The 22,567-nt window shown below is 52.3% G+C and carries 20 protein-coding genes; 5 read left to right on the plus strand and 15 right to left on the minus strand.

Annotated elements, in window-relative coordinates; translation table 11 throughout:
* Positions 1-123: 123 nt before the first annotated feature.
* Complete coding sequence (locus HRQ63_RS20035; RefSeq protein ID WP_172246966.1) at positions 124-1,881, plus strand: Rqc2 family fibronectin-binding protein; 1,758 nt, start codon at positions 124-126, stop codon at positions 1,879-1,881.
* Between the two features lie 292 nt (positions 1,882-2,173).
* Here HRQ63_RS20035 and HRQ63_RS20040 read toward each other — a convergent pair whose 3' ends face one another.
* The 6 genes from HRQ63_RS20040 to HRQ63_RS20065 form a co-directional block, all read right to left on the minus strand.
* A complete protein-coding gene (locus tag HRQ63_RS20040; protein ID WP_172246967.1) occupies positions 2,174-3,034 on the minus strand; it encodes a PHP domain-containing protein in 861 nt (286 codons plus the stop codon).
* A 2-nt stretch (positions 3,035-3,036) separates the two neighbouring features.
* Positions 3,037-3,963 carry a selenium metabolism-associated LysR family transcriptional regulator gene (locus tag HRQ63_RS20045; protein WP_172246968.1) on the minus strand — a complete coding sequence of 309 codons (927 nt, stop codon included), beginning with the start codon at positions 3,961-3,963 and terminating at the stop codon, positions 3,037-3,039.
* A 145-nt stretch (positions 3,964-4,108) separates the two neighbouring features.
* Positions 4,109-4,546 carry a hypothetical protein gene (locus HRQ63_RS20050; protein WP_172246969.1) on the minus strand — a complete coding sequence of 146 codons (438 nt, stop codon included), beginning with the start codon at positions 4,544-4,546 and terminating at the stop codon, positions 4,109-4,111.
* A gap of 373 nt (positions 4,547-4,919) precedes the next feature.
* Complete coding sequence (locus HRQ63_RS20055) at positions 4,920-5,204, minus strand: YlbG family protein (RefSeq protein WP_172246970.1); 285 nt, start codon at positions 5,202-5,204, stop codon at positions 4,920-4,922.
* A gap of 40 nt (positions 5,205-5,244) precedes the next feature.
* On the minus strand, positions 5,245-5,682 hold the full coding sequence (locus tag HRQ63_RS20060; protein WP_172246971.1) for a YlbF/YmcA family competence regulator: 438 nt from the start codon (positions 5,680-5,682) through the stop codon (positions 5,245-5,247).
* A gap of 158 nt (positions 5,683-5,840) precedes the next feature.
* Entirely contained in the window at positions 5,841-7,010 is a 1,170-nt protein-coding gene (locus HRQ63_RS20065) for a M20 family metallopeptidase (protein ID WP_172246972.1), read from the minus strand.
* 236 nt (positions 7,011-7,246) lie between these two features.
* Between HRQ63_RS20065 and ftsW the strand changes: the two genes are divergently transcribed.
* Positions 7,247-8,530 (plus strand): putative lipid II flippase FtsW, encoded by a 1,284-nt coding sequence (gene ftsW / locus HRQ63_RS20070; RefSeq protein WP_172246973.1) that lies wholly within the window; start codon positions 7,247-7,249, stop codon positions 8,528-8,530.
* 144 nt (positions 8,531-8,674) lie between these two features.
* On the opposite strand, the gene HRQ63_RS20075 is transcribed toward ftsW, so the two are convergent.
* Positions 8,675-9,061 (minus strand): Asp23/Gls24 family envelope stress response protein, encoded by a 387-nt coding sequence (locus tag HRQ63_RS20075; protein ID WP_037289642.1) that lies wholly within the window; start codon positions 9,059-9,061, stop codon positions 8,675-8,677.
* A 192-nt stretch (positions 9,062-9,253) separates the two neighbouring features.
* On the opposite strand from HRQ63_RS20075, the gene cax reads away from it, so the two are divergent.
* Entirely contained in the window at positions 9,254-10,414 is a 1,161-nt protein-coding gene (gene cax, locus HRQ63_RS20080) for a calcium/proton exchanger (RefSeq protein ID WP_172246974.1), read from the plus strand.
* A 102-nt stretch (positions 10,415-10,516) separates the two neighbouring features.
* Here the strand turns inward: cax and HRQ63_RS20085 are convergent, their stop codons facing one another.
* The 4 genes from HRQ63_RS20085 to HRQ63_RS20100 form a co-directional block, all read right to left on the minus strand.
* Positions 10,517-10,804 (minus strand): Fpa/YlaN family protein, encoded by a 288-nt coding sequence (locus HRQ63_RS20085; protein WP_037289645.1) that lies wholly within the window; start codon positions 10,802-10,804, stop codon positions 10,517-10,519.
* A 283-nt stretch (positions 10,805-11,087) separates the two neighbouring features.
* Positions 11,088-11,333 (minus strand): HPr family phosphocarrier protein, encoded by a 246-nt coding sequence (locus HRQ63_RS20090; RefSeq protein ID WP_037289647.1) that lies wholly within the window; start codon positions 11,331-11,333, stop codon positions 11,088-11,090.
* 121 nt (positions 11,334-11,454) lie between these two features.
* On the minus strand, positions 11,455-12,570 hold the full coding sequence (locus HRQ63_RS20095) for an aminopeptidase (protein WP_037289649.1): 1,116 nt from the start codon (positions 12,568-12,570) through the stop codon (positions 11,455-11,457).
* Between the two features lie 244 nt (positions 12,571-12,814).
* Entirely contained in the window at positions 12,815-14,800 is a 1,986-nt protein-coding gene (locus tag HRQ63_RS20100) for a sensor domain-containing diguanylate cyclase (protein WP_172246975.1), read from the minus strand.
* 583 nt (positions 14,801-15,383) lie between these two features.
* Here HRQ63_RS20100 and rpsD point away from each other — a divergent pair.
* Entirely contained in the window at positions 15,384-15,983 is a 600-nt protein-coding gene (gene rpsD, locus HRQ63_RS20105) for a 30S ribosomal protein S4 (protein WP_172246976.1), read from the plus strand.
* Between the two features lie 220 nt (positions 15,984-16,203).
* On the plus strand, positions 16,204-19,392 hold the full coding sequence (locus HRQ63_RS20110; RefSeq protein ID WP_172246977.1) for a penicillin-binding protein 1A: 3,189 nt from the start codon (positions 16,204-16,206) through the stop codon (positions 19,390-19,392).
* 159 nt (positions 19,393-19,551) lie between these two features.
* Here the strand turns inward: HRQ63_RS20110 and HRQ63_RS20115 are convergent, their stop codons facing one another.
* The 4 genes from HRQ63_RS20115 to HRQ63_RS20130 form a co-directional block, all read right to left on the minus strand.
* Positions 19,552-20,274, minus strand: coding sequence for a 5'-methylthioadenosine/adenosylhomocysteine nucleosidase (locus HRQ63_RS20115; protein ID WP_172246978.1), 723 nt, complete (start codon positions 20,272-20,274; stop codon positions 19,552-19,554).
* 19 nt (positions 20,275-20,293) lie between these two features.
* The gene (ccpA, locus tag HRQ63_RS20120; protein ID WP_172246979.1) at positions 20,294-21,304 is read right to left on the minus strand and encodes a catabolite control protein A; all 1,011 of its coding nucleotides are present in this window, start codon (positions 21,302-21,304) and stop codon (positions 20,294-20,296) included.
* Between the two features lie 140 nt (positions 21,305-21,444).
* Positions 21,445-21,786 carry a bacillithiol system redox-active protein YtxJ gene (ytxJ, locus tag HRQ63_RS20125; protein ID WP_172246980.1) on the minus strand — a complete coding sequence of 114 codons (342 nt, stop codon included), beginning with the start codon at positions 21,784-21,786 and terminating at the stop codon, positions 21,445-21,447.
* Positions 21,787-21,886: 100 nt separating this feature from the next.
* A complete protein-coding gene (locus HRQ63_RS20130) occupies positions 21,887-22,339 on the minus strand; it encodes a hypothetical protein (protein ID WP_172246981.1) in 453 nt (150 codons plus the stop codon).
* Positions 22,340-22,567 lie beyond the last annotated feature (228 nt).

Genomic DNA, 22,567 nt, shown 5'->3' on the forward strand with positions numbered 1-22,567 from the left:
TACATTAATTAAGATACCCGAACCCTCGCGCGATTACTATTGATTTTCTGCGTGAAACTTTGTGTTTTTCCGCGTGCTGGAGTCGTATTCATTTGGGTCATTAGAGAAAGAAGGTCGTTATAGATGGCACTGGACGGAATCGTTACGCGAGCAATCGTCACCGAGCTTGCCTCCCTTCAAGGAGCTCGCATTAGCAAAATTCATCAACCTTCCGGCAACGATATCATTTTCCAGATTCGTTCGCGCGAAGGCAATAGAAAACTGCTGCTCTCCGCAAGCCTTACCTACCCGCGGGTGCAGTTTACCGAGCAATCCTATATGAACCCTCCCGAAGCGCCCATGTTCTGCATGCTGATGCGCAAGCACTGCGAAGGCGGCGTGATCGAAAAGATCGAACAGGTCGGGATGGAACGCATTTTGCATTTCTGGATCAGGCAGCGGGACGAAGTAGGAGACGTATCGCTTAAAAAGCTCGTCGTCGAACTGATGGGCCGTCACAGCAATATTATCCTGCTCGACGCTTCGACGGACACGATCCTCGACGGCATCCATCATGTCACGCCGGCGATCAGCAGTTATCGGATCGTGATGCCGGGGTTCAAGTACCAAGAGCCTCCGCAGCAGAACAAACTTAATCCTTTAGAAGCGACCGAAGAACAATTCAAGCAAAAATGGAACGAAAACATCGTCGAGCCTCCGGTCAACCGAATCGTGGACGCGTTCACCGGACTCAGCCCGCTGATCGCTCAGGAAGTGCTGCATCGCGCAGGCGGAGCCGACGATACCGGGAACGATTCCGCACCGGACGGCGCATCCGTCTGGGCGGCATTCGATGCGCTGATGAACGATGTCCGTGAAGCGCGTTTCGCGCCGAGCAGCGGTCTCAACGCACGCGGCAAGCTTGTTTTCTCCGCCGTTCCGTTAACCCTGATCCAGGGCGAAAAGCGCACCTTCGATTCGATCGGCACTTGCATGGAGCATTATTACGGCGATAAAGCCGACCGGGATACCGTCAAACAAAAGGTCAGCGACCTGCTGAAGTTCCTCCAGAACGAGCGCGGGAAAAACGTCAAAAAGCTCGATCACCTGGACAAAGACCTCGAAGAAGCCCAGGACGCCGAGCAATACCGGATTCAAGGCGAATTGCTCTTCGCGTCGCTGCACGAGCTACAACGCGGGATGAAAGAGATCGAGCTGGTCAACTTCTACGACGAAGAACAGCGCACGATCAAGATCGGGCTCGATCCTCTGCTGAACCCGTCGGACAACGCCCAACGCTATTTTAAAAAGTACAACAAATACAAAAACAGCTTGGCCGTCATCGACGAGCAGATCAAAAAGACGCACGAAGAAATCGCCTACATGGACAGCCTGCTTCAGCAGCTGAACGATGCTTCCCTGCGCGACGTCGATGAAATCCGCGCCGAGCTGGCCGAACAAGGCTACGTCCGCAGCCGCGCGCCGCGCGGTTCCAAAAAGAAGAAAAAGAACGATAAACCGACGCTGCATCTGTACACCTCGTCGGAAGGCATCGAAATTTATGTCGGCAAAAACAACCTGCAAAACGAGTTCATCACCAACCGCTTGGCCCATTCCAGCGACACCTGGCTGCACACCAAAGACATCCCGGGCTCGCACGTCGTGATCCGCAGCAGCGAATACGGCGAAGACACGTTGAACGAAGCTGCCCAACTCGCCGCCTACTTCAGCCAAGCCAAGCACTCCAGCAGCGTTCCCGTAGATACAACCCAAATCCGCCATGTCCGCAAACCAAGCGGCTCCAAACCGGGTTTCGTGATCTACGATCATCAAAAAACACTCTTCGTTACGCCTGATGAGGATCTGATCAAATCATTGCCGAACACGGTGAAAAATAATTAATGACTTTTGATGTTTTCGAAAAAAGACAATCTATTCACAAAATAAACTCAACACAAAAAGGTCAGTCTCCCAATCGGAGACTGACCTTTCTGCATACCCAACCCAGCGATGCTGCGAACAGCAGCGAACCCAATCCCCTCTCCGCAAAATAAGAGGACGTGCCAGAGGGAGTGGTTAACGATCTAAGCGACTTCGGCTTTCCGTAGGAAAACGAGCGGAGCTACAGTCGAACGAAAGCGCAAATCAGCGCGAATACGTGCAAAGCGTTCGACATTTCGCAATGACCGAACCGTTAGCGAGAGGTCATGCGAAGAAGAGCGTTAACCACTCCCTCCCCCGCCACGTACTCCCCCAACTCCCCATGAAAAACAACGCCCTGCCGCACTCCGTGATAATCCGACCCCGCCGTGGTGATCAACTGATACTCTCGCGCCATCTCCCGATACCGTTCTTCACCCGCTGCATCATGATCCGGATGCCGCACTTCAACCCCGGCCACTTTCGCCGTCCCGATCACTTCCCGCACCAACCCGTCATCTCCGTACAATCCCGGATGCGCTACTACGGGCACACCGCCTGCTGCACGAATCCAATCCGCCGCTTCTGCCGGAGTAATTCGCGGAGGAGAAACATAAGCTGCTGCGCCTTCGGCAAGATACTTGTCAAAAGCATCCCGTAAGTCGACCGCGTATCCTTTACGCACCAAGACATCCGCCATATGCGGCCTACCGACGCTCTCGCCCGGTTTCAACGGTCGGCCGCCGCGTTCTTTCACCTCGTCCAACGTAATCTCCACGCCCAATTGCCGCAGACGTTCCAAGATTAGATCGTTACGTTGGTCGCGCGTTCCGCGCAAGCCCGCCAGTCTTTCCAAAAAAATCTCGTCCGCCGGATTCACGAAATACCCGAGCATATGGATATCTTTTTCGCCTGCTCGCGTGCTGATTTCAATTCCCGGCACAAACTCCAGGCCGACAAGCGCCGCTTCCTCCGCAGCTTCGCGTAAGCCTGCAACCGTATCATGATCGGTCAAAGCGATTCCTCTCAACCCGCGTTCTGCTGCGATTCGCACCAACTCTTTCGGTGTATTCATTCCGTCCGAAGCTGTACTGTGCATATGAAGATCGTATGATCCTTTGATATCTCCGCCCATCTCTATTCCTCTCCTTCCTCGGACGATTCGCTAATCTGGCGCTCCCGCAGGAAATTCAAAAAGGCGACCGCCGCAATCGGAAGCAGCGTCGACTTTAACCGAATCGAATAGAACTGTCTTTTAAACGACGCATCGGCAACAGGAACCGCATGCAGCAGCCCCAAGGCAAGCTCATGCTTCACCGAAGAAGGCGAAAGCATCGTAATGCCAAGCCCCGCTTCGACCGCCGATTTCACCGCTCCCGTACTGCCAAGCTCCATAACCGTTTGCAGCGAGCGCGGGTCCATTCCTTTGGCTTTCCATTCTTCTTCCATGACCTGCCGCGTACCGGAACCTTCTTCACGCAATACGAAAGGGTGCGCCGATGCTTCTTTCAACGTAATCGACGTTCGACCCGCAAGCGCATGTCCGGCCGGAACGATCAGGCGCAGTTCATCCTGCATCACCGACTCGCTGATAATATCCGGATGCACGACAGGCGCTTCAACAAGCCCGAAATTCAAAGTATGACGGGCGATCTCGTCCAAAATTTGCGTCGTATTCATCACTTTGAGCGAGATCGCGATATCGGGATGCTGCCGGCCGAACGGAACCAACAGCGGAGGCAGAACATACTCGCCGATCGTATTGCTTGCCCCAAACCGCAGACGTCCTTCCAACTTATGCGTAAAACGAGCCATTTCCGTATCCGTTTCCTGCATAAGCTCGATACTACGTCTGGCAAAGGGAATCAGCATGCGTCCCGACTCGGTCAGCTCGATCTTTTTCGTCGACCGATTGAGCAGCTTCGTCCCGAAATGCTCTTCCAAAGCCTGTACCTGCATCGTAACCGCCGGCTGCGTCATATGCATCGCTGCCGCTGCCGCGGAAAAACTACCTTTCTCCGCAACCGTATGAAAAATATGCAGCTGGTGAAAGTTAAGCGCCATTCCTTCATCCTCCTCACAAAAAAAGCATGAAAATCGAAATTTTCATGCCTGGGCTTACCGGCTTGTCAAAGTTAGACAAGCCATTGCTTATTCGATTGCGGGGCATTCCCCTTATGACCGACGCCCGTGTTCCACGTCTCGCTCGCTACTTTTTTTTGCGTCCGTTTTTCATCAGCGTCATTCTTCGCGAATGCCGCAACCAAGAGTAATACGATTTCAAATCCCGCAGTTCAATGGTTTCCGACATTTTGCCAAGAAACGTCACCACGATCATTTTGTGCAGAGGGCCGCCTTCCACCGGATATGGGCCTGCCAGCTCGCCAAATTCCGCTACGACGACAATATCGTCATCGATCAGATAAACGTCTTCTTCTTTGCGATAATACGGAAGCATTTGCTTGTTCTGCAAGCATTCCCACAGCCAGGCCGTAATCTCTTCCGTACTTTTTTGTCCGCTTTCGATCCGATCGCCATAGCGGCTTTTGGCATGATTCGTAATGACGATGTCTGCCACCTTTTTGTCACCGAGAGCGATGAAAAAAGGTTCGTAAGTGCTCCATCGTTCCGTCGCCTTATCCCGCACCGTTTATCACTCTCCAGAGACTCGACTTGGTCTTTCTTGCGGCGATTGCACAACTGCGAATCGATCTTTGTTTAAACAACCGATACATTGCGCGCACGCCTTGGTGCATGGATCACGCGGATGCTTAATATTAACGAACCTGCAAGCATCGAATCGGACCCGTTCCATGCACGATTATGTTGACGATAGTGAATCCTTTTAGGCCAGAGTCAACACAATAGGTCTTTATATCTATGTATATATACCCAATATATTACATCATGCTTCTAACTTATACAAGCTGTTCAAGAAAAGCCAATTGCCATTCTCCCACGGTGCAGAAGAAGCGGCCCAGTTGGGCCGCTTCTTTTACATTTTTCCGCCGATCCGAAATTCAGCCCGACAGCGCTTCGGAATCCGGAAGCTCCGATGGAGCATCCTCCGGAAGTTTGCTGCCGTAATCCGTCTTCAGCTCAGTCCGATGCGACCTTTCGATTTTGCGTACGTAGGAGAGCCTGCGCATATGTTTCGCCGTTTCCTCCGCCCGATCGGCATTAAGATAAACGACGGCGTAGTGCATCCGACGCGATACGTAATGAAGCGTTCCGTATTTCTCCAAATTACGTGCCGCTTTCAGGTCATTGACCCATACGATATAACCGATACGTTCCGGGACCATGATGCTCGCACCTTCTTTCTGTAAATAACCGGCCGGCATCTTAGCCGCAGCCGCAGGAACCGCCGCTTCCGCAACCCTTTTTCGGCAGCGGATCATTCCCCGGTACCTTGATACTCGAAGAAACCGAATAGGCGATCGTCTCCGACATTTCAAAGAGCAGGTCGTCAAGCGCCTTCTCCGCTTCTTTAAAACGGGATACGGCCTCGATCTCCTCCATCTCCCGTTCGACGAGCTCGACTTCCTCTTTCGCGGCGTGGAAATTCGGGTGAAAATGTCCGAAACGCTGCGTTTCTTCAAACAGTTCTTTCTTGGCGTTCAACTTACCGATGAGACGCCGCACTTCCGGATGCTCCTGCATCCGTTCGCGCCAATATAAATAATCCGCAACTTCGACAGAACCGTTGATCATATCGCCCAATTCATATGCGCTCATGAGCACACAGGCCATGTCGACTGTTTCAATCTCCGATACGCTCATTGTGTCATCCCGCTTCTGTGCTGAAACTCTACCCGTTCCCACCCGGGAAGGGCAGGTACAATTATCATAGCACAACACCGAGCAGGATGTAAGCCTTTAACAGAAGAGGGCAGGGCAGAAGAACTACCGCAACGAGGTCAGAAATACTCACTCTAATTCTAAGTTTTGTCCTCAAGTGCAGCTTCAGCCATCGCAATGAGCAATGAAGCCGACGCCGTCATCGCCCGTTCGTCAAAATCAAAGCGGGGATGATGATGCGGATAAACGAATCCCTTTTCGGAATTACCCGCTCCCACGAGCATGAAGCACCCCGGACGCTCTTGCAAATAATAAGCAAAGTCTTCGGCAGGCATAAGCGGCGTAGCCGTTTCGATCTTAAAGCCCGGCAAGGCCGAAGGCGCAACACGGAAGAACCGTTCAGCTTCCTTTGCGTGATTGACCAGTGCGGGGTATCCGACCAGATACTCGACCTGGGCCGTTGCTCCGTAAACTTCCGCTACATGATTGCTGATCGCTTCGATCCGCTGACGAATCAATGCTCGCGTGTTTTCGTCGAAAGTCCGCACCGTTCCCGTAATTCGCGTTTTCTCCGCCACTACATTTTGCGCCGTCCCTCCGCTGATGGTTCCGATGCTTAAAACGGCCGGACGCAGCGGGTCAACGGAACGGCTGACCACCGTCTGAAGCTGCACAACCAGAGCCGATGCCGCTACGATGCTGTCGACGGTCTCGTGCGGCATTCCTCCGTGGCCGCCGCGTCCCGTTATGTCAATGAAAAACTCATCCGTCGAAGCCATCATGGCCCCCGTTGCGGAAGCCACCGTACCGACAGGAATCGGAGTCCACAAGTGAACGCCGTACACCGCATCGACGCCCTCAAGAGCTCCATTTTCGATCATCGGCTTGGCCCCCCCCGGGCAGACTTCTTCCGAAGCCTGGAACAACAATCGGATTTCTCCTTGCAAAGAATCCCGACGATCCGCAAAATAACGCGCCACTGCAAGCAGCGCGGCCGTGTGCCCGTCATGTCCGCATGCGTGCATGACCCCTTCTCGCCGCGACGCATATTCGGCTCCGCTTTCTTCATTGATCGGAAGTGCGTCCATATCGGCCCGCAGCGCGATAACCCGGCCTGGCCTCGATCCTTGCACCGTGCCGATCAATCCATGCCCGCCCAGACCGGTACGAACTTCGATGCCGAAGCTTTCCAATTTTTCCGCGACAAATGCCGCCGTCTCCCGCTCTTTATAGGACAATTCGGGATATTGATGCAGATGCCTGCGCCACTCTACCATGTCCGCAAATCCGCGTTCCACTGTTTCATTCATTGTTTCAGGTCCCTTCAGTTTAACTTCACGCCTGCTTGCCTTTCCATGCGAACCGCTTGCTTAATGCGCCTTTTCGTCATTGTAGCAAAAAACAAAAGCATCGCCCACCGTTATGACAGGTCTTGCACCCCGGTTTCAAAGCGATTATGATGAAAGATGAAGTTTTAGACGGGCATTCACATCATCTTACACATAAACGGCGCTTTTCGCAGCGGCCGCCGAAGGATTGAACTTACATGAGCACAATAAGAACCAACAATAACAGTCAGACAAGCCGCTCAGGCGTCAAGACGAAAGCCAGGCCGCCCAAAGCTCCGCCCGATTTTCAATTATTGATTCTGACGCTGATTTTGACAGGATTCGGTTTGTTGATGGTATTTAGCGCCAGTTCGAGTTTTACGCTGATCAGCAAAAAGTTCAGCTATAATCCGTTTTTCTTCACGGAGTCGCAATTTCTGTATGCGCTGCTCGGCATCTTCGTCATGCTAATTACGATGAATATCCCTTATAAAAAGTTCAAAAAACTGTTTATTCCGATGTTTTTCCTGACCTTTATCCTGCTTGTGGCCGTACTGTTCATGCCTGCCGTCAACGGCGCGCACAGTTGGATCAGAATCGGCTCGTTCACCCTTCAACCAACTGAACTGGCGAAAATTAGCACGATTTTGTATCTGGCCGCTTTGATTTCGAAAAAAGGCGAACGATTCCGCGATCTTCGCTCCGGCTTTATGCCCGTATTCGTCATCGTCTCGGTAATTGCCGGACTGGTCATGCTTCAACCCGACTTTGGTTCCTGCATGATTCTCGTTCTGGCTTGTCTTCTGGTGATCTATGCGGGCGGAGCGAGCATGAAGCATATTCTGGGCTCGATGTTGATCGTGGCTGTCATGCTCGGACTTTTTCTCGGCGCCAAAGAACTGCTCACTCCGAAAAGCCCTGACGAGGCCAGTGCGAATTCCAGCTATCGCGTGGACCGGATCCAAGCGTATCTCAATCCGTTCGCCGATCCTAAAGGCTCTACCCAAAACCTGCTCAATTCGCTGATCGCGGTCGGCGAGGGCGGCGCGACGGGCGCGGGTTACGGACAAAGCATCCAGAAGCTCTCGTACCTGTCCAACCCGCATAACGACTTTATCTTTGCCATTATCGGCGAAGAATTCGGATTCATCGGAACGGCAGCGTTCCTGCTGCTATATCTGTACTTCTTATGGAGAGGGCTGCTGGTTTCTCTTCGCTGTCCGGATATCTTCGGCACGTTGACCGGCGTCGGCATCGTCGGCCTGATCGGTATTCAAGCCTTTATCAACATCGGCGGCGTGACCAATACCATTCCGCTCACCGGCGTTACGCTTCCGTTCATCAGTCACGGCGGCACATCCCTGCTCATCACCTTGTTCAGTATGGGCATCCTGCTCAGCATCTCGCGCGATTCGAAAAAAGCAAACTCTTCGATCAAGCAAGAATCGACAGAAACGGTAACCGTACCGGAACGCCGTCCGGCTTTGTACCGTTCCCGATAATAAAGCGACGGTTGAGGACAATGTGCATGACCGCTTGTCCTCAACCTATCGATCCACGTAAAAAGGTTCTCCCGAATCATCGGGAGAACCTTCTTTTATGCTGCACATGACGAATCTTTTGAAGGTCCGCTTGATCTGCCTGTTTTAGCGGATACGGGAAGGCTCCTCGATCGAGATATCGTCCTTGAAGGCGACGCCTTCGACTTTGACATTGACTTCGACCACTTTCAGTCCGGTCATATTTTCTACGGCTTCGCGAACATTCTGCTGCAGCATGCGACAGACTTCATGAATCGGCGTTTCATACAAGACGATGATGCGCAGGTCAATTGCCGTCTCCAACTGGCCGACTTCGACGGTCACGCCCTTCTGCACGTTTTTACCGCTCAGACGCTTCGCCCAGCCTTCCGATAAGCCTCCGGACATCGCGGCGATTCCCGGGGTTTCCAGTGCAGCCATTCCCGCAATTTTAGCTACGACATCGTTAGCGATTTGTACATTTCCATTGTCCAATTGCAATTGTTCGGACATGACCATCCCTCCTTACTTCATACCTCTAGTTTAAGGGCTAACCCCCTCGCAGCGCAAATGCCGTTTTTGATATTTTTTGCGTTCTCTTCTGTAAATCGTTTCATAAGGCTTAAAATGACGTATATTTGGAATGGACCTGTTATATTGATTTTTACATACCAAGGAAGATTTTATCGACGGAGGCCTGACCTTATGAAAAAAATGCTTTCTCCCATCCTGCTCATTCTGACTTTTGCACTGAGCGCAGCGGGGCATCTGCTCCATTGGAATCCCACGCTGGAGTTTGTACTCTCGGCGATCTCGGTCATCTTTGTAGCCGGCTTTCTCGGCCGCGCTACCGAAAGCGTTGCCCACTATGCCGGACAGAGGCTGGGCGGATTTTTGAATGCAACGTTCGGCAATGCGGCAGAGCTGATCATCGCCGTCTTGTTGGTCAAAGAAGGGTTGTTCGACATGGTGAAGGCCAGCTTGACCGGATCGATTATCGGCAATCTGCTGCTGGTGCTCGGCCTCAGCTTGTTTGCCGGAGGATTGAAGTTCAAGGTACAAAAATTCAACGTTCCTCTTGCCGGAATGAACGGATCGCTGATGATCGTCGCAGTCATTGCTTTGTTCGTTCCTGCCGTATTCCTGAACACGCACTCCATCGAAGGTTTGCAGATCGATACGCTCAGCCTGATCGTCGCCGGGATTCTGATCGTGGCCTATATCGCTTGGCTCGTTTTCTCGATGATTACGCACAAAGATTATCTGGCTGATCCGGTCGAAACTTCGCGCGCAGGCGCAGCCGCAATCAGCGGGGCCGCAGGCGCGACATCCGGCAGTGCCGAAACGCCTACTCCAGCCGCGTCCGGCGCAGCTGCAGAGGACGAACACGCCCCGACTTGGTCAAAAGGCCGTTCCATCCTCTATCTCGTGATCGCCACCGTCATGGTTGCTTTCGTCAGCGAATGGTTGGTCGGCACGCTTGATACGTTTACCACCCAATTCGGGCTCAGCGAACTGTTCGTCGGAGCGTTCGTCGTGGCGATCGTCGGCAACGCTGCCGAGCACAGTGCCGCAATTATGCTGGCCATGAAAAATAAAATCGGGGCTTCCGTCGAAATTGCAGTAGGCAGCAGCTTGCAAATTTCGCTGTTCGTCGCACCGGTGCTGATCTTCGTCAGCTTCTTCATGGGCGGCCTGAGCGGAACGATGGATATCGTATTTTCAACCATCGAGATCGTCGCGATCGCCGTATCCGTGTTCGTGGCCAAATCGATCATTCAGGACGGCGAGACCAATTGGTACGAAGGACTGCTGTTGATCGCCGTGTATATCATTCTCGGCGTCTCGTTCTTCATGGTTCATTAAATCCAATCCGCAAAAAAGCATACAAAAAAAAGCGCGTACGGAGTCAATCCTCCCTGCGCGCTTTTGTTATGTCGAAGTCCGAAAGAAGCAACGATCTGTTCGCTATTCCTTATTGTTCAGGGCTTCGTAGAGAACCGCCAAATTGCGTTCCAGCTTGCTCACGATCTGCTTGCCTTCCGACTCGCCGACGAGGCCTGCACGAATCGCAAAATCGACCTGTCTGGAAAAACCGTACATTTGCGTATCCAGCACTTCCTCATAGAGAGGACAGTAGCGGGTCGCCAGATTCTCCATCTGTACTTCTATCAATTTCTCGATTTTATCTGCATCTTCCTGAAGAAGATTGGCTGCCTTGATTTGAAACTGCTCTTGCACGTCAGATGAAGTCATATTTTCTCCCCCCTATGCCCGAAAGTGTGGCCGGCGTTTCTAATCTAATATTAGACGAATTTGAAGGGTAATACAAGAACCAGCTAACAAAATGTAAACGCGCACGAGCAAAAGCACCGTCCCGTTTAACAGCGGGCGGTGCTCAATACGTCGACTTCGTATCGGGTCAACTCTTAATCAGAAGATTACGTTCGGACCAAACCGTTCGCTTTTCGGCAAAGGTTCGCCCGATCCGCTCACCGATTGTACACGGTCAACGTACAGGCTTGGAACTCGTTCATGCTTATTCGGGCGCGATTACGACGTTGAGGTCGTGTTTTTCAAATACTTCAACCATAGCCGCTTTTGCCGCTTCGGCGTCCGGACCGATTACGTGCAGCTCATACTGTTGGCTGCTCACCAGCGTCGTGAACAATCCGAGGATGCTCTTGACGTCGATGTACTTGTTTTCGGATTGAAGAACGATCGAAGAAGAGAAGCGGGATGCGGTTTGCGCGATTTCGACAACCGCAGCGTTGTTTTTAGCCATTGTTATCCCTCCGTCTAAGTTTCAAAATGATAGCTGGTGCTCACATGTTCCATGATAACTTGTATCCGCTTTCTTATCAACCGTTTTCCGCGTTTCTGAAACCTTTTGCGCGATTTAAAAATTATTTCAAGTTTTCTGGATTCAAACATTCCAGTTCAGGAACAACGAAGATTCCGTCTTTGCGAATCAGTCGGTCGTCGAAATAAATCTCGCCGCCGCCGTACTCCGGACGTTGAATAAGCACGAGGTCCCAGTGGATCGAAGAACGGTTGCCGTTATCCGCGATCTCGTAAGCTTGACCGGGCGTGAAATGCAGGCTGCCCGCGATTTTTTCGTCGAACAAGGTGTCTTTCATCGGAGTCAGGATATACGGATTGAACCCGATCGCGAATTCGCCGATATGGCGGGCGCCTTCGTCCGAATCGAGAATTTTATTCAGCTTTTCCGTATCGTTCGACGTCGCTTCCACGATCTTTCCGTTTTCAAAACGGAACGTGACATTCTCAAAGGTAATGCCGTTGTAAACGCTGGCCGCGTTGTAGGCGATCGTGCCGTTGACGGAATCGCGAACCGGTGCCGTGTAGACTTCGCCGTCCGGAATGTTAGCCGTGCCGGAGCACTTGATTGCCGGAATGTTTTCGATGGAAAACGATAAGTCCGTGCCCGGGCTCACGATACGCACTTTCGATGTTTGGTTCATCAGTGCTTGCAGGGAATCCTGCGCACGGTCCATTTTGGCATAATCCAGATTGCAGACGTCGAAGTAGAAGTCTTCAAAGGCTTGCGTACTCATATTCGCGAGCTGCGCCATGCTCGGGCTAGGATAACGCATGACGACCCATTTGGTATGCTTGACGCGCTGCTCGCTATGTACCGGATGATTGTAGAGCGAATTGTACATTTTCATCTTTTCTTCCGGTACATCGGCCAGCTCGTTCACATTTTCGCCCGAACGAATACCGATGTAGCCTTGCATTTGCTTCATTCGGTTCAGATCCGTTTCCGCCCAAGTACGGATCATGTCCTCCGTCGCATTCATCAGCATCGTACGCTGCACCATCTTATCGGTCAACAAAACGAACGGATTGCCACCCAACGCCGCGATTTCTTCCACGACAGCTTGAAGCAGATCGCGCTCAGGTCCAATCATTTCAACCAGAATATTCTCGCCCGGTTGTACGTTAACGGAATAACCCGCCAGCGTTTTGGCTAACTTCTGTACTCTAGGATCGCGCATTGTGTCTATTCCCTCCACGAATGGGCTCCGGTCTCCGGATCGGAATCCCTCTTAAATTGAACGACGGTCAACAAAAAGCGCCGCCGACGGCTTTATCATTGTAGCACTTCCCCAGCTTGAAGTCATGATTCATTCCGGCTTCCGTCACGGAAAACAGAAAAGACGTTCCGTTCGGCTGCTGGGCCGCATCAGAACGTCTTTTTCGTTGGACTGCTTATACGCCACTTCATGTTCATAATCCGAATCACTCGGCCAATGCCGTATGAATTCGATTCCGGCCGCTATGCTTTGCTTGATACAAGGCCATATCCGCCCGGTAAAACAACGACTCTACGCTAATGGTCCCATTATCCTGCGACCATTCCGCGACTCCGCAGGAAACGGTGACCGAAGGTTCCGTCTCTTGCTCCACGAGGCTGCGAATACGCTCGGCTACCAGCAGCGCTTCGTCCAACGTCGTTTCCGGAAAATAGATCGCCAACTCCTCGCCGCCCCAACGCGCCGAAACGTCAGTCATGCGGATCGAGCTTTTCATGATGCTGCTGATCTGCTGGAGAATCGAATCCCCGATCTGATGCCCGTACGTATCGTTGACCTGCTTGAAGCGATCGATATCGATAACCAGCAGCGCACCCTTGGAGCCTTCGAGCTGGTGGGCGTGAATCCGCTCGTCCAGATGACGGCGTACATGCAGACCGGTCAGCGTATCGCGATTGGCCATGCGTTGAAGCTCGGCATGCAGCGTCGCATTGCCCACCGCCAGACCGATATGCGTCGATAACATTTGCAGCAGTTTAAAGTTTTCGTAAGAGAAGTAATGATGCTCCCGCTGAGCGAGCAGCACGGCACCCATCGTTTTGCCATTGGAAATCAGCGGGGCGGCAATCATGGAACGAGCTTCTCCCAATTCCATAAACCGCGAGGGTACCGACGATTCCAGGTAATCCGAAACAATCAGCGGTTCCTGCGTGCGCAGCACCTGTCCTCCGAAACCGTAGTCGCGGCTGAACGATGCGCCCTCAAGCTCGGGCAAGCTGCACGCCATCACTTCAAAACGCTGTTCCTCCGGATTGTCTTTGACGATGCAGCAGTATTCGGCACGGAAGATGCCCACCAATTCCTGGATCGCGAAAGAAAAGACGTCGCTGAGCTGCAAATTCTGATTCAAGCGCTTGGTCAGCTCATTGATCAGCAGCAGTTCGCGAATCAGCAAATTGGATTGTTCGTACAATTTGGCATTCTCGAATGCTTTGCCTGCCGTATCTGCGATCATGCCGAGCAAATGCGTGTCCAGGCGCTCAGGCGGCAGGTCGAGCGTGAAGTGGAACACCCCGTATACGCCCTGGTGTCCGGCAAGCGGAAGCGCGGCTTCGATTCTCTCCGGATGGCCGGGCGCAGGAATGCGTTCGACCTCGACGCTTCCCTGCATGAATGCGGTGGTGCAGATGTCCCTTTTTCGCTGATCCAACAAAAAGGCCTTCAACTGGGGATTCGTGCTCTGGTAATCCTGCGTCATCAAAAGCTGGCAGCGCGCGGAAGGATGCAGAACAAGCACGATGCGAAGAAGCTCTTCCAATACGCCGTCGACGTTAAACTTGTCATACAACCGCCGAACCATGCGAAACAACGCCGAATCGCCGCTCAGCGCCGTCGCGCCGGCCTGCTTGGTGTACAGCGTATCGTGGATGAACGAATACTCCAGCCTCTGGTAAAAGCAGGTACGAAAATGGGCGCCGCCCATTTCGACCAGGCGCGGCATTCCGGCTGCTTCAGCTTCCGGAACCGAGCAACCTAGCACAGCGAATACGTCTCCGCCGCTTCGGGTGAAGATCGGAACTGCCAATGTTGCACGGCCTCTCAAGTACTCGCTTTCATGATGTTCCGGCGGAACGATAACCGATTCCCTGCGCGCAAGGGACATCCATCCGGCATGCCGGGGTTCCTTTTTCAACTGGAGAATCAAGTTCGGATCGCCGGCCGCCGCCTCGCCTTCATGGCTAAACAAAAACCATTCCACCTGCGGATCCTGCGAAAATCCCGCATTCTGCTCCTGCCAATCCGCAAAGCTCTCTCGAAGCAAAGCTTCTATATAAGGAAAATCGGCTGTACCGATGTCTACCGACTGAATCCAGAAAGATGGATCTTCGCGGGAAATGACAGGAAACAACGCTTCGCCGATTTCATCGCGCCGAATTTCTTCCACCGGGTTCTTCCCTGTGCGTTCGGACATAACTTCTCTCCTTTGCCGAAAACAATACCTGCTAAGCTTAGTAAGTCGACCGCGATCGATTCGTGCATTTGAAAAGGTCAACGTACCAGGGCATGTTTTCAAATCTGCTTCCTTTCGCAATTTGAAAACATGCCCTGGCGTAAAGCCCGGTTTTTTGCAAAAAAAGAAGCTGCAAAAGCCGGGCTGGACTATTAGTAAAAATACCTCCTTCCTATATTACTCTTTTCGCCCCAGTTTTGCATCTTATTTTTCACTATTTCTACCCTTTATTGGGCCTTTCGGCTCAAGACGGTTATTAATCCGCTTATTCATTTTTTTCTTTTCCTTTTAGACTTGACTCCTCCCTCGTTATCCTATAAAATTTAACGATGTATGAACGCCGGATACCTACGTATCCGGGTGTAACGGTGCGTCACCCTCACGCGTTTTGTTGCTATCGGGACAGCGGCTGAACTCTCCCGATATGAGTACGCTGATTCGTTTCTTCTATATGTAGAGAAGCGTCTCCGGCCTGCGTACGCGAAACAAAATACGGCGCACACGCTTCCCCGGTCATTACACATGACAAAGGAGTTTTTCCAATATGGCACGTTATACAGGTCCTAAATTCAAACTCAGCCGCCGCCTCGGTATTTCCCTGAGCGGTAACGGCAAAGATCTCAAGCGCAACTTCCCTCCGGGTCAACACGGCGCCAACCAACGCAGAAAACAAAGCAACTACGGCATGCAGCTTCAAGAAAAGCAAAAGCTGCGCCACATGTACGGCCTGGGCGAGAAGCAATTCCGCACACTGTTCGCAAAAGCACAAAAAATGCAAGGTATCGCCGGCGAGAACTTCATGTTCCTGCTGGAAAGCCGTTTGGACAACCTCGTTTACCGTATGGGCTTCGCTAACTCCCGCGCAGGCGCGCGTCAGTTGGTTGCTCACGGTCACGTGACTGTTAACGGCAAAAAAGTCGACATCGCTTCTTACGCTGTAAGCCTTGGCGACGTAATCGGCCTTCGTGAAAGAAGCCGTGGCCTGTCTTCGATCAAAGAAGCTCTGGAAAACCGCAACCATGTACCGGGTTACATCGAGTACAACGAAGCGGCTCTGGAAGCTAAATACCTTCGTCTGCCTGAGCGTGCGGAACTGTCGCAAGAAATCGATGAGAAGCAAATCGTCGAATTCTACAACCGTTAATCGCAAGTCCGCTCTATACTCGCAAGCTTCGTGCTTGCGGGTATTTTTTATATACAGTCCTTTACCTTAAGCTCGAACAATGTGCAAGTCCCCTTTTTCGGGTGTTTTTTTCCCGGTCCGCATAAATCCCTCCTTCTTAGGCCCTCCTCCCCATTTCATATGCTGTTTTTCTTGTTTTTGTGCTATAATAAGCCCTGTCCAAAAGGAGGAAGATACGCCAATGGCTGATGAGAACAAAAAGCCCAAAACGAAACCTCCCGTCAAGAAAAGATCTTTTTTCCGCAAAACGCTGACCCTCTTTAAATGGGTCGTCATTCTGGGTTTTGCAGCGGTTCTTTTCGGAGGAGGCGCGGCAACGGGGTATGTAACCTCCATACTCAAAGATGAGCCGGTGCGCACCAGAGCATCCATCGAACAGGCCATCGACGAGAACGCGATTACGGGCTTCGCTTATTTTCGGGACAGCTCCCCGATCGGTCAACTTCGTACTGACGAAGATCGCAGGCCGGTCGTTTACGACCAGATTCCGGAAAGCGTTATTGATGCGCTGGTTTCGATCGAAGACAAAAGCTTTTACGAGCATCCCGGCATTGATACAAAAGGTACGCTTCGCGCCGTCAAGCAGAAGCTGCTCAACGAACCGGTACAGACCGGCGGCAGTACGCTGACTCAACAGCTTGCGCGCCGGGTATTCTTAAGTCTGGATAAGACGAATGATCGCAAGATCAAGGAAATTCTACTGTCTCTGCGCATGGAGCGCTTCCTGTCCAAGGAAGAGATCATGACGGCCTATCTGAACAAGATGCCGTTCGGCAAAGGCTCGGCAGGATACAATCTATTCGGCGTGAAGGCAGCAGCCAAAGGAATCTTCGGTCTCAGCGATCCTTCGCAGCTCAACCTGGCCCAATCCGCTTACTTGTCGGGACTTCCTCAGCTCCCGACTACGTATTCCGCTTTTGACAGCCAAGGCAATTTTAACGAAAAAGGTTTCAAAAATGCGGTCAGCCGCCAGCATCGCGTATTGGAAAATATGCTGGAGGACGGCAAGATCACGCGGAGCGAACATGATGAAGCCTTGGAATTCGACCTGCAAAGTTCTTTGGCAGGTCAAACTCCGAAAGCGTATGCGACTTATCCGTACTTGATGGCGGAAGTCGAACGCGAAGCGACAAAGATTATCATGACGCTGCAAAATCCTAGCGGCGACGATGCTTCGGCAGAGGGCACCTCCTCTTACGAAGCCGCCAATCAAATGCTGTTGACCGGCGGTTACCGCGTGTACACGACGATCGACCGGGATATTTACAAAACGATGCGCGGCGTGGCGGAAAACCCGTCCAACTTCGGCGCAGCCGATCCGCAAGGTCTTCCGCAGCAGCTTGCCGCAAGCCTTGTCGATCAAAAAACCGGAGCCGTCATCGGGATGATCGAAGGCCGCAGCTTCAGCACGCTGGAGATGAACTTGTCCACCCAAATGAAGCGCCAACCGGGGTCGACGATGAAACCGATCGCCGCTTACCTGCCGGCGCTGGACACCGGATTGATTCAGCCGGCCGGCGTGGTCGACGACGCGCCGATCATTTTGCAGACGGGATCGACTTACCATATCCCGAAAAACGCCAACGGACGTTATCAAGGACTCGTGACGGCGCGTTACGCGCTTAATCAGTCCCTGAACATTCCGGCTCTCAAATTATTCAACGAGAAGGTCGGCATCGACAATGCTTGGGCATTCGCAAAAAAGCTCGGCATTACGACGATTACCGATACCGACTATAAAGCCCAAACGGGCGTGCTCGGCGGCATGAGCCAGGGCGTCACCGTCAAGGAGCTGACCGGCGCTTACGCGGCGATCGGCAACGGCGGCGAGTTCAACGAGACCTACATGATCGAAAAAATCGTGGACTCGAAAGGCAACATTGTCTACAAGCATCAAGTGAATCCGAGTCGCGTGTTCTCCGAGCAGACGGCTTACCTGATGACCGACATGTTGGAGAGCGTAATCAGCGACGGAACGGGCAACGCCCGCGGCAGCAGCATTCCGCAAATGTTCAATCAATACGGTAATATCGCGGTCGCCGGCAAAACCGGATCGACTCAGGATTACGGCGACGTCTGGTTCATGGGCTTCACGCCCGACGTCACGCTGGGCGTATGGTCCGGTTATAACCAGCCCGTCAATACGATGAATGACGATAAAGGGCGAGCGCGTGTCCTGTGGGCGACGATCATGAACGAATTGACGTCCTCGCGTCCCGAACTGTTCCCTACGACGACATTCGCGGAACCCGAAGGTATCGTCAGCAAAACGGTGTCCGGTTTCAGCGGCAAGCTGCCGACGGAATTGACCGTTCAATCGGGCAAGCTGGTCACGGATATTTTCAACGAAAAATACGTGCCGACCGATTACGACGACGGGCTCGTTAACGCCAAGTATATTGTGTATAACGGCGTTAACTACGTGCCTCATCCGGAAACGCCGGACGATATGGTTCTGAAAAAAGTAACCGTCAATCGCGAAAAACCGATCAACCAACTCATTATCGAACTTAAAAACGCGTTATCCAAAATGCGTAACGCTCAACCGCTGGACTACTACATTCCGGCCGATGCAGGCGTGGATATGCCGAAGGAAGTCGATCCGCGCAGCGACGACGGTTCAGCCCCTTCCGCCCCGGTCAATGTCTGGATGAACAATTCCGGTACGGCGATCGCGTTCACGGCCAATTGGGAGAACGACGTCGTCGGCTACCGCTTGTACAGTTCATGGGACGGCGGCGGTTCCTTCCAATATGCCGGAGCCGTTCGAACAGGAGAGTTCTTGCAATTCCAAATCTCTCCAAGTTCCGCGATCCACTACGTGGTTGCAGTCGATGTAGCCGGCAATGAATCGGCGCCGAGCCAAAAGGTAGGAGCAGCATACAGCCCGCCTCCCTCCACGAATGAAAGTACGGAGGTTCCAACGGAGCAACCGGTAATTGAAGGTACCGTTGTTCCGAACGATACTACCGAAGAATCGCCGGAAAGCGAAACGCCGGTTGAAGAAGAACAACCGATCGGCGAGCTCGGCGGCGGAAGCAGCGACCAAACCGAACAGCCCGAAGAGACTCCGGTCGAAGAAGAAACGCCTCCTGCGGCCGTTACGGCTCCGGTAGCTCCGGAACAGCTTCAAGGCAGCGCTTCGGCTTCCGGTGTTCAATTAAGCTGGAAAGCATCGGAAGGCGCCACTTCCTACACGATCTATTACAGTGCGGCAGCGGATGGTCCGTTTACGGCAGTCGGAAACTCTGCTTCGGCTTCGTTCACGTATACCGCTCAAGCCCCGTTTGAAGCTTTCTTCAAAATATCGGCTTCCAACGAAGCCGGTGAATCGCCGCAGTCGCAGACGCTGCACTCGGCCAGCCAGTAAGCAGTAAGAGCCGGCAACCAGCTGCGCCGATTACGGCAAACGATCAGCGATCTTCGGGTCCGGCTTGCACAGAAACTGGTTTGATAAAAAAAGGCTGTCCCAGCACCGAATTTCGGTGACGGGACAGCCTTTTTCTGTCTGAGCGACAATCGAATCCTTCTATCCTTTTTCTTGATCGGAACTTTCGGTCCAAGCGGTCAACATCGCGGCTACGATTGCGACGGAAGTCGTCGAAGCCGCTTGGGTAAAAGCTTCGAAGCTGTCCGGAGCTTCGCCGTTGGCTTTGTCGGACATTGAACGAATAATGACATGCGGCAGCTCGTTCATCCGGCAAACCTGCGCAACGGCGGCTCCCTCCATCTCTGTGCAAAGCCCGTGGAATTCTTCTCGAAGTCGTTCGACCTCTTTTCGATCCGCCACGAATCGATCCCCCGACAAGATTCTGCCCGTACGGAAACGCACCTGCTCATCTCGACATGCAGCCTCTGCTTGTGCAACCAGTCTTGCATCTGCCGGAAAGATCGATTCAGCTTGAAAAGGAATCATTCCCGGCTCGAATCCCAGCGGAGAAGCGTCCATATCATGCTGCATACTTTCTGAAGAAATCACGATATCGCCGATCTCCAGGTCAGGATGCAGCGCACCGGCTACTCCCGTAAAGATCAACAGTCGGGCACGAAACTCGCTGATTAGAATTTGCGCGGTTGCGGCAGCATTCACTTTCCCGACTCCGCTCCGGCAAACGACGACATCCAGGCCTTTTAAAAGGCCCCGCGTATAGGTAATGCCCGCAACCATACGGCTGCGGGCATCCTCCATTTCGTCAAGCAGCAGCTTGACTTCTTCATCCATGGCACCCATAAGGGCGATCGGGTTCTGCATTTTATTCATCCTGAACCGTCTAGTCGTTTACGCGGGCAACGGACAGGCGGAGAATCGTTTCATGCGGCAGGATCACCTGCGAGTTTTCCACGTTCTCCTTCTTCATGAGCTTGGTCAACAGACGCATCGCTACCGCACCGATATCGTACATCGGCTGAGCGACGGTCGTCAGCTGAGGGCGCACCATCGAAGCCATATGAATGTTATCGACGCTGATGATCGAGAAGTCGTCCGGGACTTTGCAGCCTTCGTCCTGAATGCTGTGAATCGCGCCGATTGCCATTTCATCCGTCGCCGCGAAGATCGCCGTCGGCTTATGCTTCAATCCGAGGAAATACTTCATTGCTTCCACGCCGGACTCATAACGATAATTGCCGATCCGAACCAGATCTTCCTGATACTCGATGCCTGCTGTTTCCAACGCGCGTTTGTATCCTTGGAAACGGGAGTAACCGTTTGCGGGATCTTGCAGCGTACCGCTGATCATCGCAATTTCACGATGTCCATGACGCACGAGCGTGCTTACTGCATCGAACGCAGCCGCTTCGTGATCAATATCGACCGACGGAATCGTACCGTTTTCATCTTTGGTCGCGCAAAGAACGATCGGCACGGATGCCGTCTGGAAGGCTTGAACATGATCTTCGGTGATCGTTCCGCCCATGAACAGCAGACCGTCCACTTGCTTCTCAAGCAGCGTATTGATGACGCGAATTTCTTTGTCTTTCTTTTTGTCGGCATTACACAAAATAATATTGTAATGGTACATGTTGGCGATATCTTCGATGCCGCGTGCAATTTCAGCGAAAATCGAGTTCGAAATATCAGGAATGACTACGCCGACCGTTGTCGTCTTCTTGCTTGCCAGGCCGCGTGCAACCGCATTCGGACGGTAGCCGAGACGTTCGATAGCCTCGTATACCTTCTTGCGAGTTTGCGGCTTTACGTTAGGGTTGTTGTTTACGACCCGCGAAACGGTGGCCATCGAGACTCCAGCTTCACGCGCCACATCATAAATAGTTACCGTCACATCTTTTCTCTCCATTGCCAGTAAATTTTTCAATCAGGTTTCAATGAATTACTTTCAAGCTTTCATTAGTACCATGATACGATAAATTTGCTTAGTGCGCAATGTTAACGCTTCACTTTTTTCCAAAAAAGGCGACTGTCCTAGGACAGCGCCTCTTGCAATGACGCAGAAGTGATCCGCGAATGTGAAGTGTTCCAGACCGCACGACCTTCTTTCAGCAAAATCGCTTGCGGAGAAGCATGTTCCACCCCGAGACGATCCGCCGCTTCCAGGGATACCGGACGGTCCTCGACGACATGAATCAGCACATAGGAAGCATCCTCGTTCGGCGAGCCTCCCAGATAGCGCTGCGCTTCCGCATAAGCTCCCGCGCTGATCGGGCAGCGCGTGCTGTGTTTGAACAGCAAAACCGGTCTTTCTTCCGATTCGCGGATGGCGGCCTCCAGCTCCTCGCTGGTCGTAATTTGTGTAAAAGTGCTCATGAGCCAGTCTCCTTCCTATTTTGCGATAATCAAGGTAATAGATTTCAGTTTAACAACCAGGCAAAACGAAGTCAAAAATGCGTGATCCTCCTTGAAGCTTTTATGCCGGGGAAAAACGAACTTCCTGTCCATTGACGCACACTTTTTCCGTGAGCTGAGCCAGACGCGCCTCGATCTCTTTCATCCATGAAGAGTCGCCTACATCCCCTGCGCAGCGGTACAAATCAAGCAGCGCATTGATCCGCAACGCGCAGCTGGCCATGATTTCCGCTTTGAGGGCATCCTTGGTATCGACTTCGCTGCACGTAAAGATCGTGTACACGATGTGAGCCAGCTCGTTAAAATCGGTGAAATCCAACCCATAAGGTTCTGCATCGAGCGGCAGGCTTCGCAGCAGCGCAGACATATCTCCTCTAAGCCACGGAAGGATCTCTTCATGTTCGCATTTCGGGCAAATCAAAACCGGCACGTTGTCGATGCTGACATGCTTTTTGTAATCGACGAGCCGAAAATCCAGATCGTACCTTTGTCCGCAATTGCAATGTTCCAGCATCCAACAATCCCTCCAACATTGATAGTTTGCACCTCGTTCCGGGATCCTAAAGGCCAACAAAACGATGAAAGAAACATGGTTAAGAAGATCTATTGAAATGGATTCGCTACGGCTTACGCAAATTCCTGCTTGTTTTCCAAATAAATTAAGCGCTTTCAAAAAATATTCTTTATCTTTTTCCTTCGTTTTGCGGACGCCTTAACGGACTGCTACAATAGTAGAGGTTAC

Origin of the sequence: Saccharibacillus endophyticus (assembly GCF_013185185.1) — a bacterium.
In the GTDB taxonomy this organism is placed as follows: domain Bacteria; phylum Bacillota; class Bacilli; order Paenibacillales; family Paenibacillaceae; genus Saccharibacillus; species Saccharibacillus endophyticus.

Coding starts and splice junctions, on each gene's coding strand:
- HRQ63_RS20035 (WP_172246966.1), top strand. CDS start 124: ATGGCACTGGACGGAATCGTTACGCGAGCAATCGTCACCGAGCTTGCC.
- HRQ63_RS20040 (WP_172246967.1), bottom strand. CDS start 3,034: ATGGGCGGAGATATCAAAGGATCATACGATCTTCATATGCACAGTACA.
- HRQ63_RS20045 (WP_172246968.1), bottom strand. CDS start 3,963: ATGGCGCTTAACTTTCACCAGCTGCATATTTTTCATACGGTTGCGGAG.
- HRQ63_RS20055 (WP_172246970.1), bottom strand. CDS start 5,204: ATGGTCCCGGAACGTATCGGTTATATCGTATGGGTCAATGACCTGAAA.
- HRQ63_RS20060 (WP_172246971.1), bottom strand. CDS start 5,682: ATGAGCGTATCGGAGATTGAAACAGTCGACATGGCCTGTGTGCTCATG.
- HRQ63_RS20065 (WP_172246972.1), bottom strand. CDS start 7,010: ATGAATGAAACAGTGGAACGCGGATTTGCGGACATGGTAGAGTGGCGC.
- ftsW (WP_172246973.1), top strand. CDS start 7,247: ATGAGCACAATAAGAACCAACAATAACAGTCAGACAAGCCGCTCAGGC.
- HRQ63_RS20075 (WP_037289642.1), bottom strand. CDS start 9,061: ATGTCCGAACAATTGCAATTGGACAATGGAAATGTACAAATCGCTAAC.
- cax (WP_172246974.1), top strand. CDS start 9,254: ATGAAAAAAATGCTTTCTCCCATCCTGCTCATTCTGACTTTTGCACTG.
- HRQ63_RS20085 (WP_037289645.1), bottom strand. CDS start 10,804: ATGACTTCATCTGACGTGCAAGAGCAGTTTCAAATCAAGGCAGCCAAT.
- HRQ63_RS20090 (WP_037289647.1), bottom strand. CDS start 11,333: ATGGCTAAAAACAACGCTGCGGTTGTCGAAATCGCGCAAACCGCATCC.
- HRQ63_RS20095 (WP_037289649.1), bottom strand. CDS start 12,570: ATGCGCGATCCTAGAGTACAGAAGTTAGCCAAAACGCTGGCGGGTTAT.
- HRQ63_RS20100 (WP_172246975.1), bottom strand. CDS start 14,800: ATGTCCGAACGCACAGGGAAGAACCCGGTGGAAGAAATTCGGCGCGAT.
- rpsD (WP_172246976.1), top strand. CDS start 15,384: ATGGCACGTTATACAGGTCCTAAATTCAAACTCAGCCGCCGCCTCGGT.
- HRQ63_RS20110 (WP_172246977.1), top strand. CDS start 16,204: ATGGCTGATGAGAACAAAAAGCCCAAAACGAAACCTCCCGTCAAGAAA.
- HRQ63_RS20115 (WP_172246978.1), bottom strand. CDS start 20,274: ATGCAGAACCCGATCGCCCTTATGGGTGCCATGGATGAAGAAGTCAAG.
- ytxJ (WP_172246980.1), bottom strand. CDS start 21,786: ATGAGCACTTTTACACAAATTACGACCAGCGAGGAGCTGGAGGCCGCC.
- HRQ63_RS20130 (WP_172246981.1), bottom strand. CDS start 22,339: ATGCTGGAACATTGCAATTGCGGACAAAGGTACGATCTGGATTTTCGG.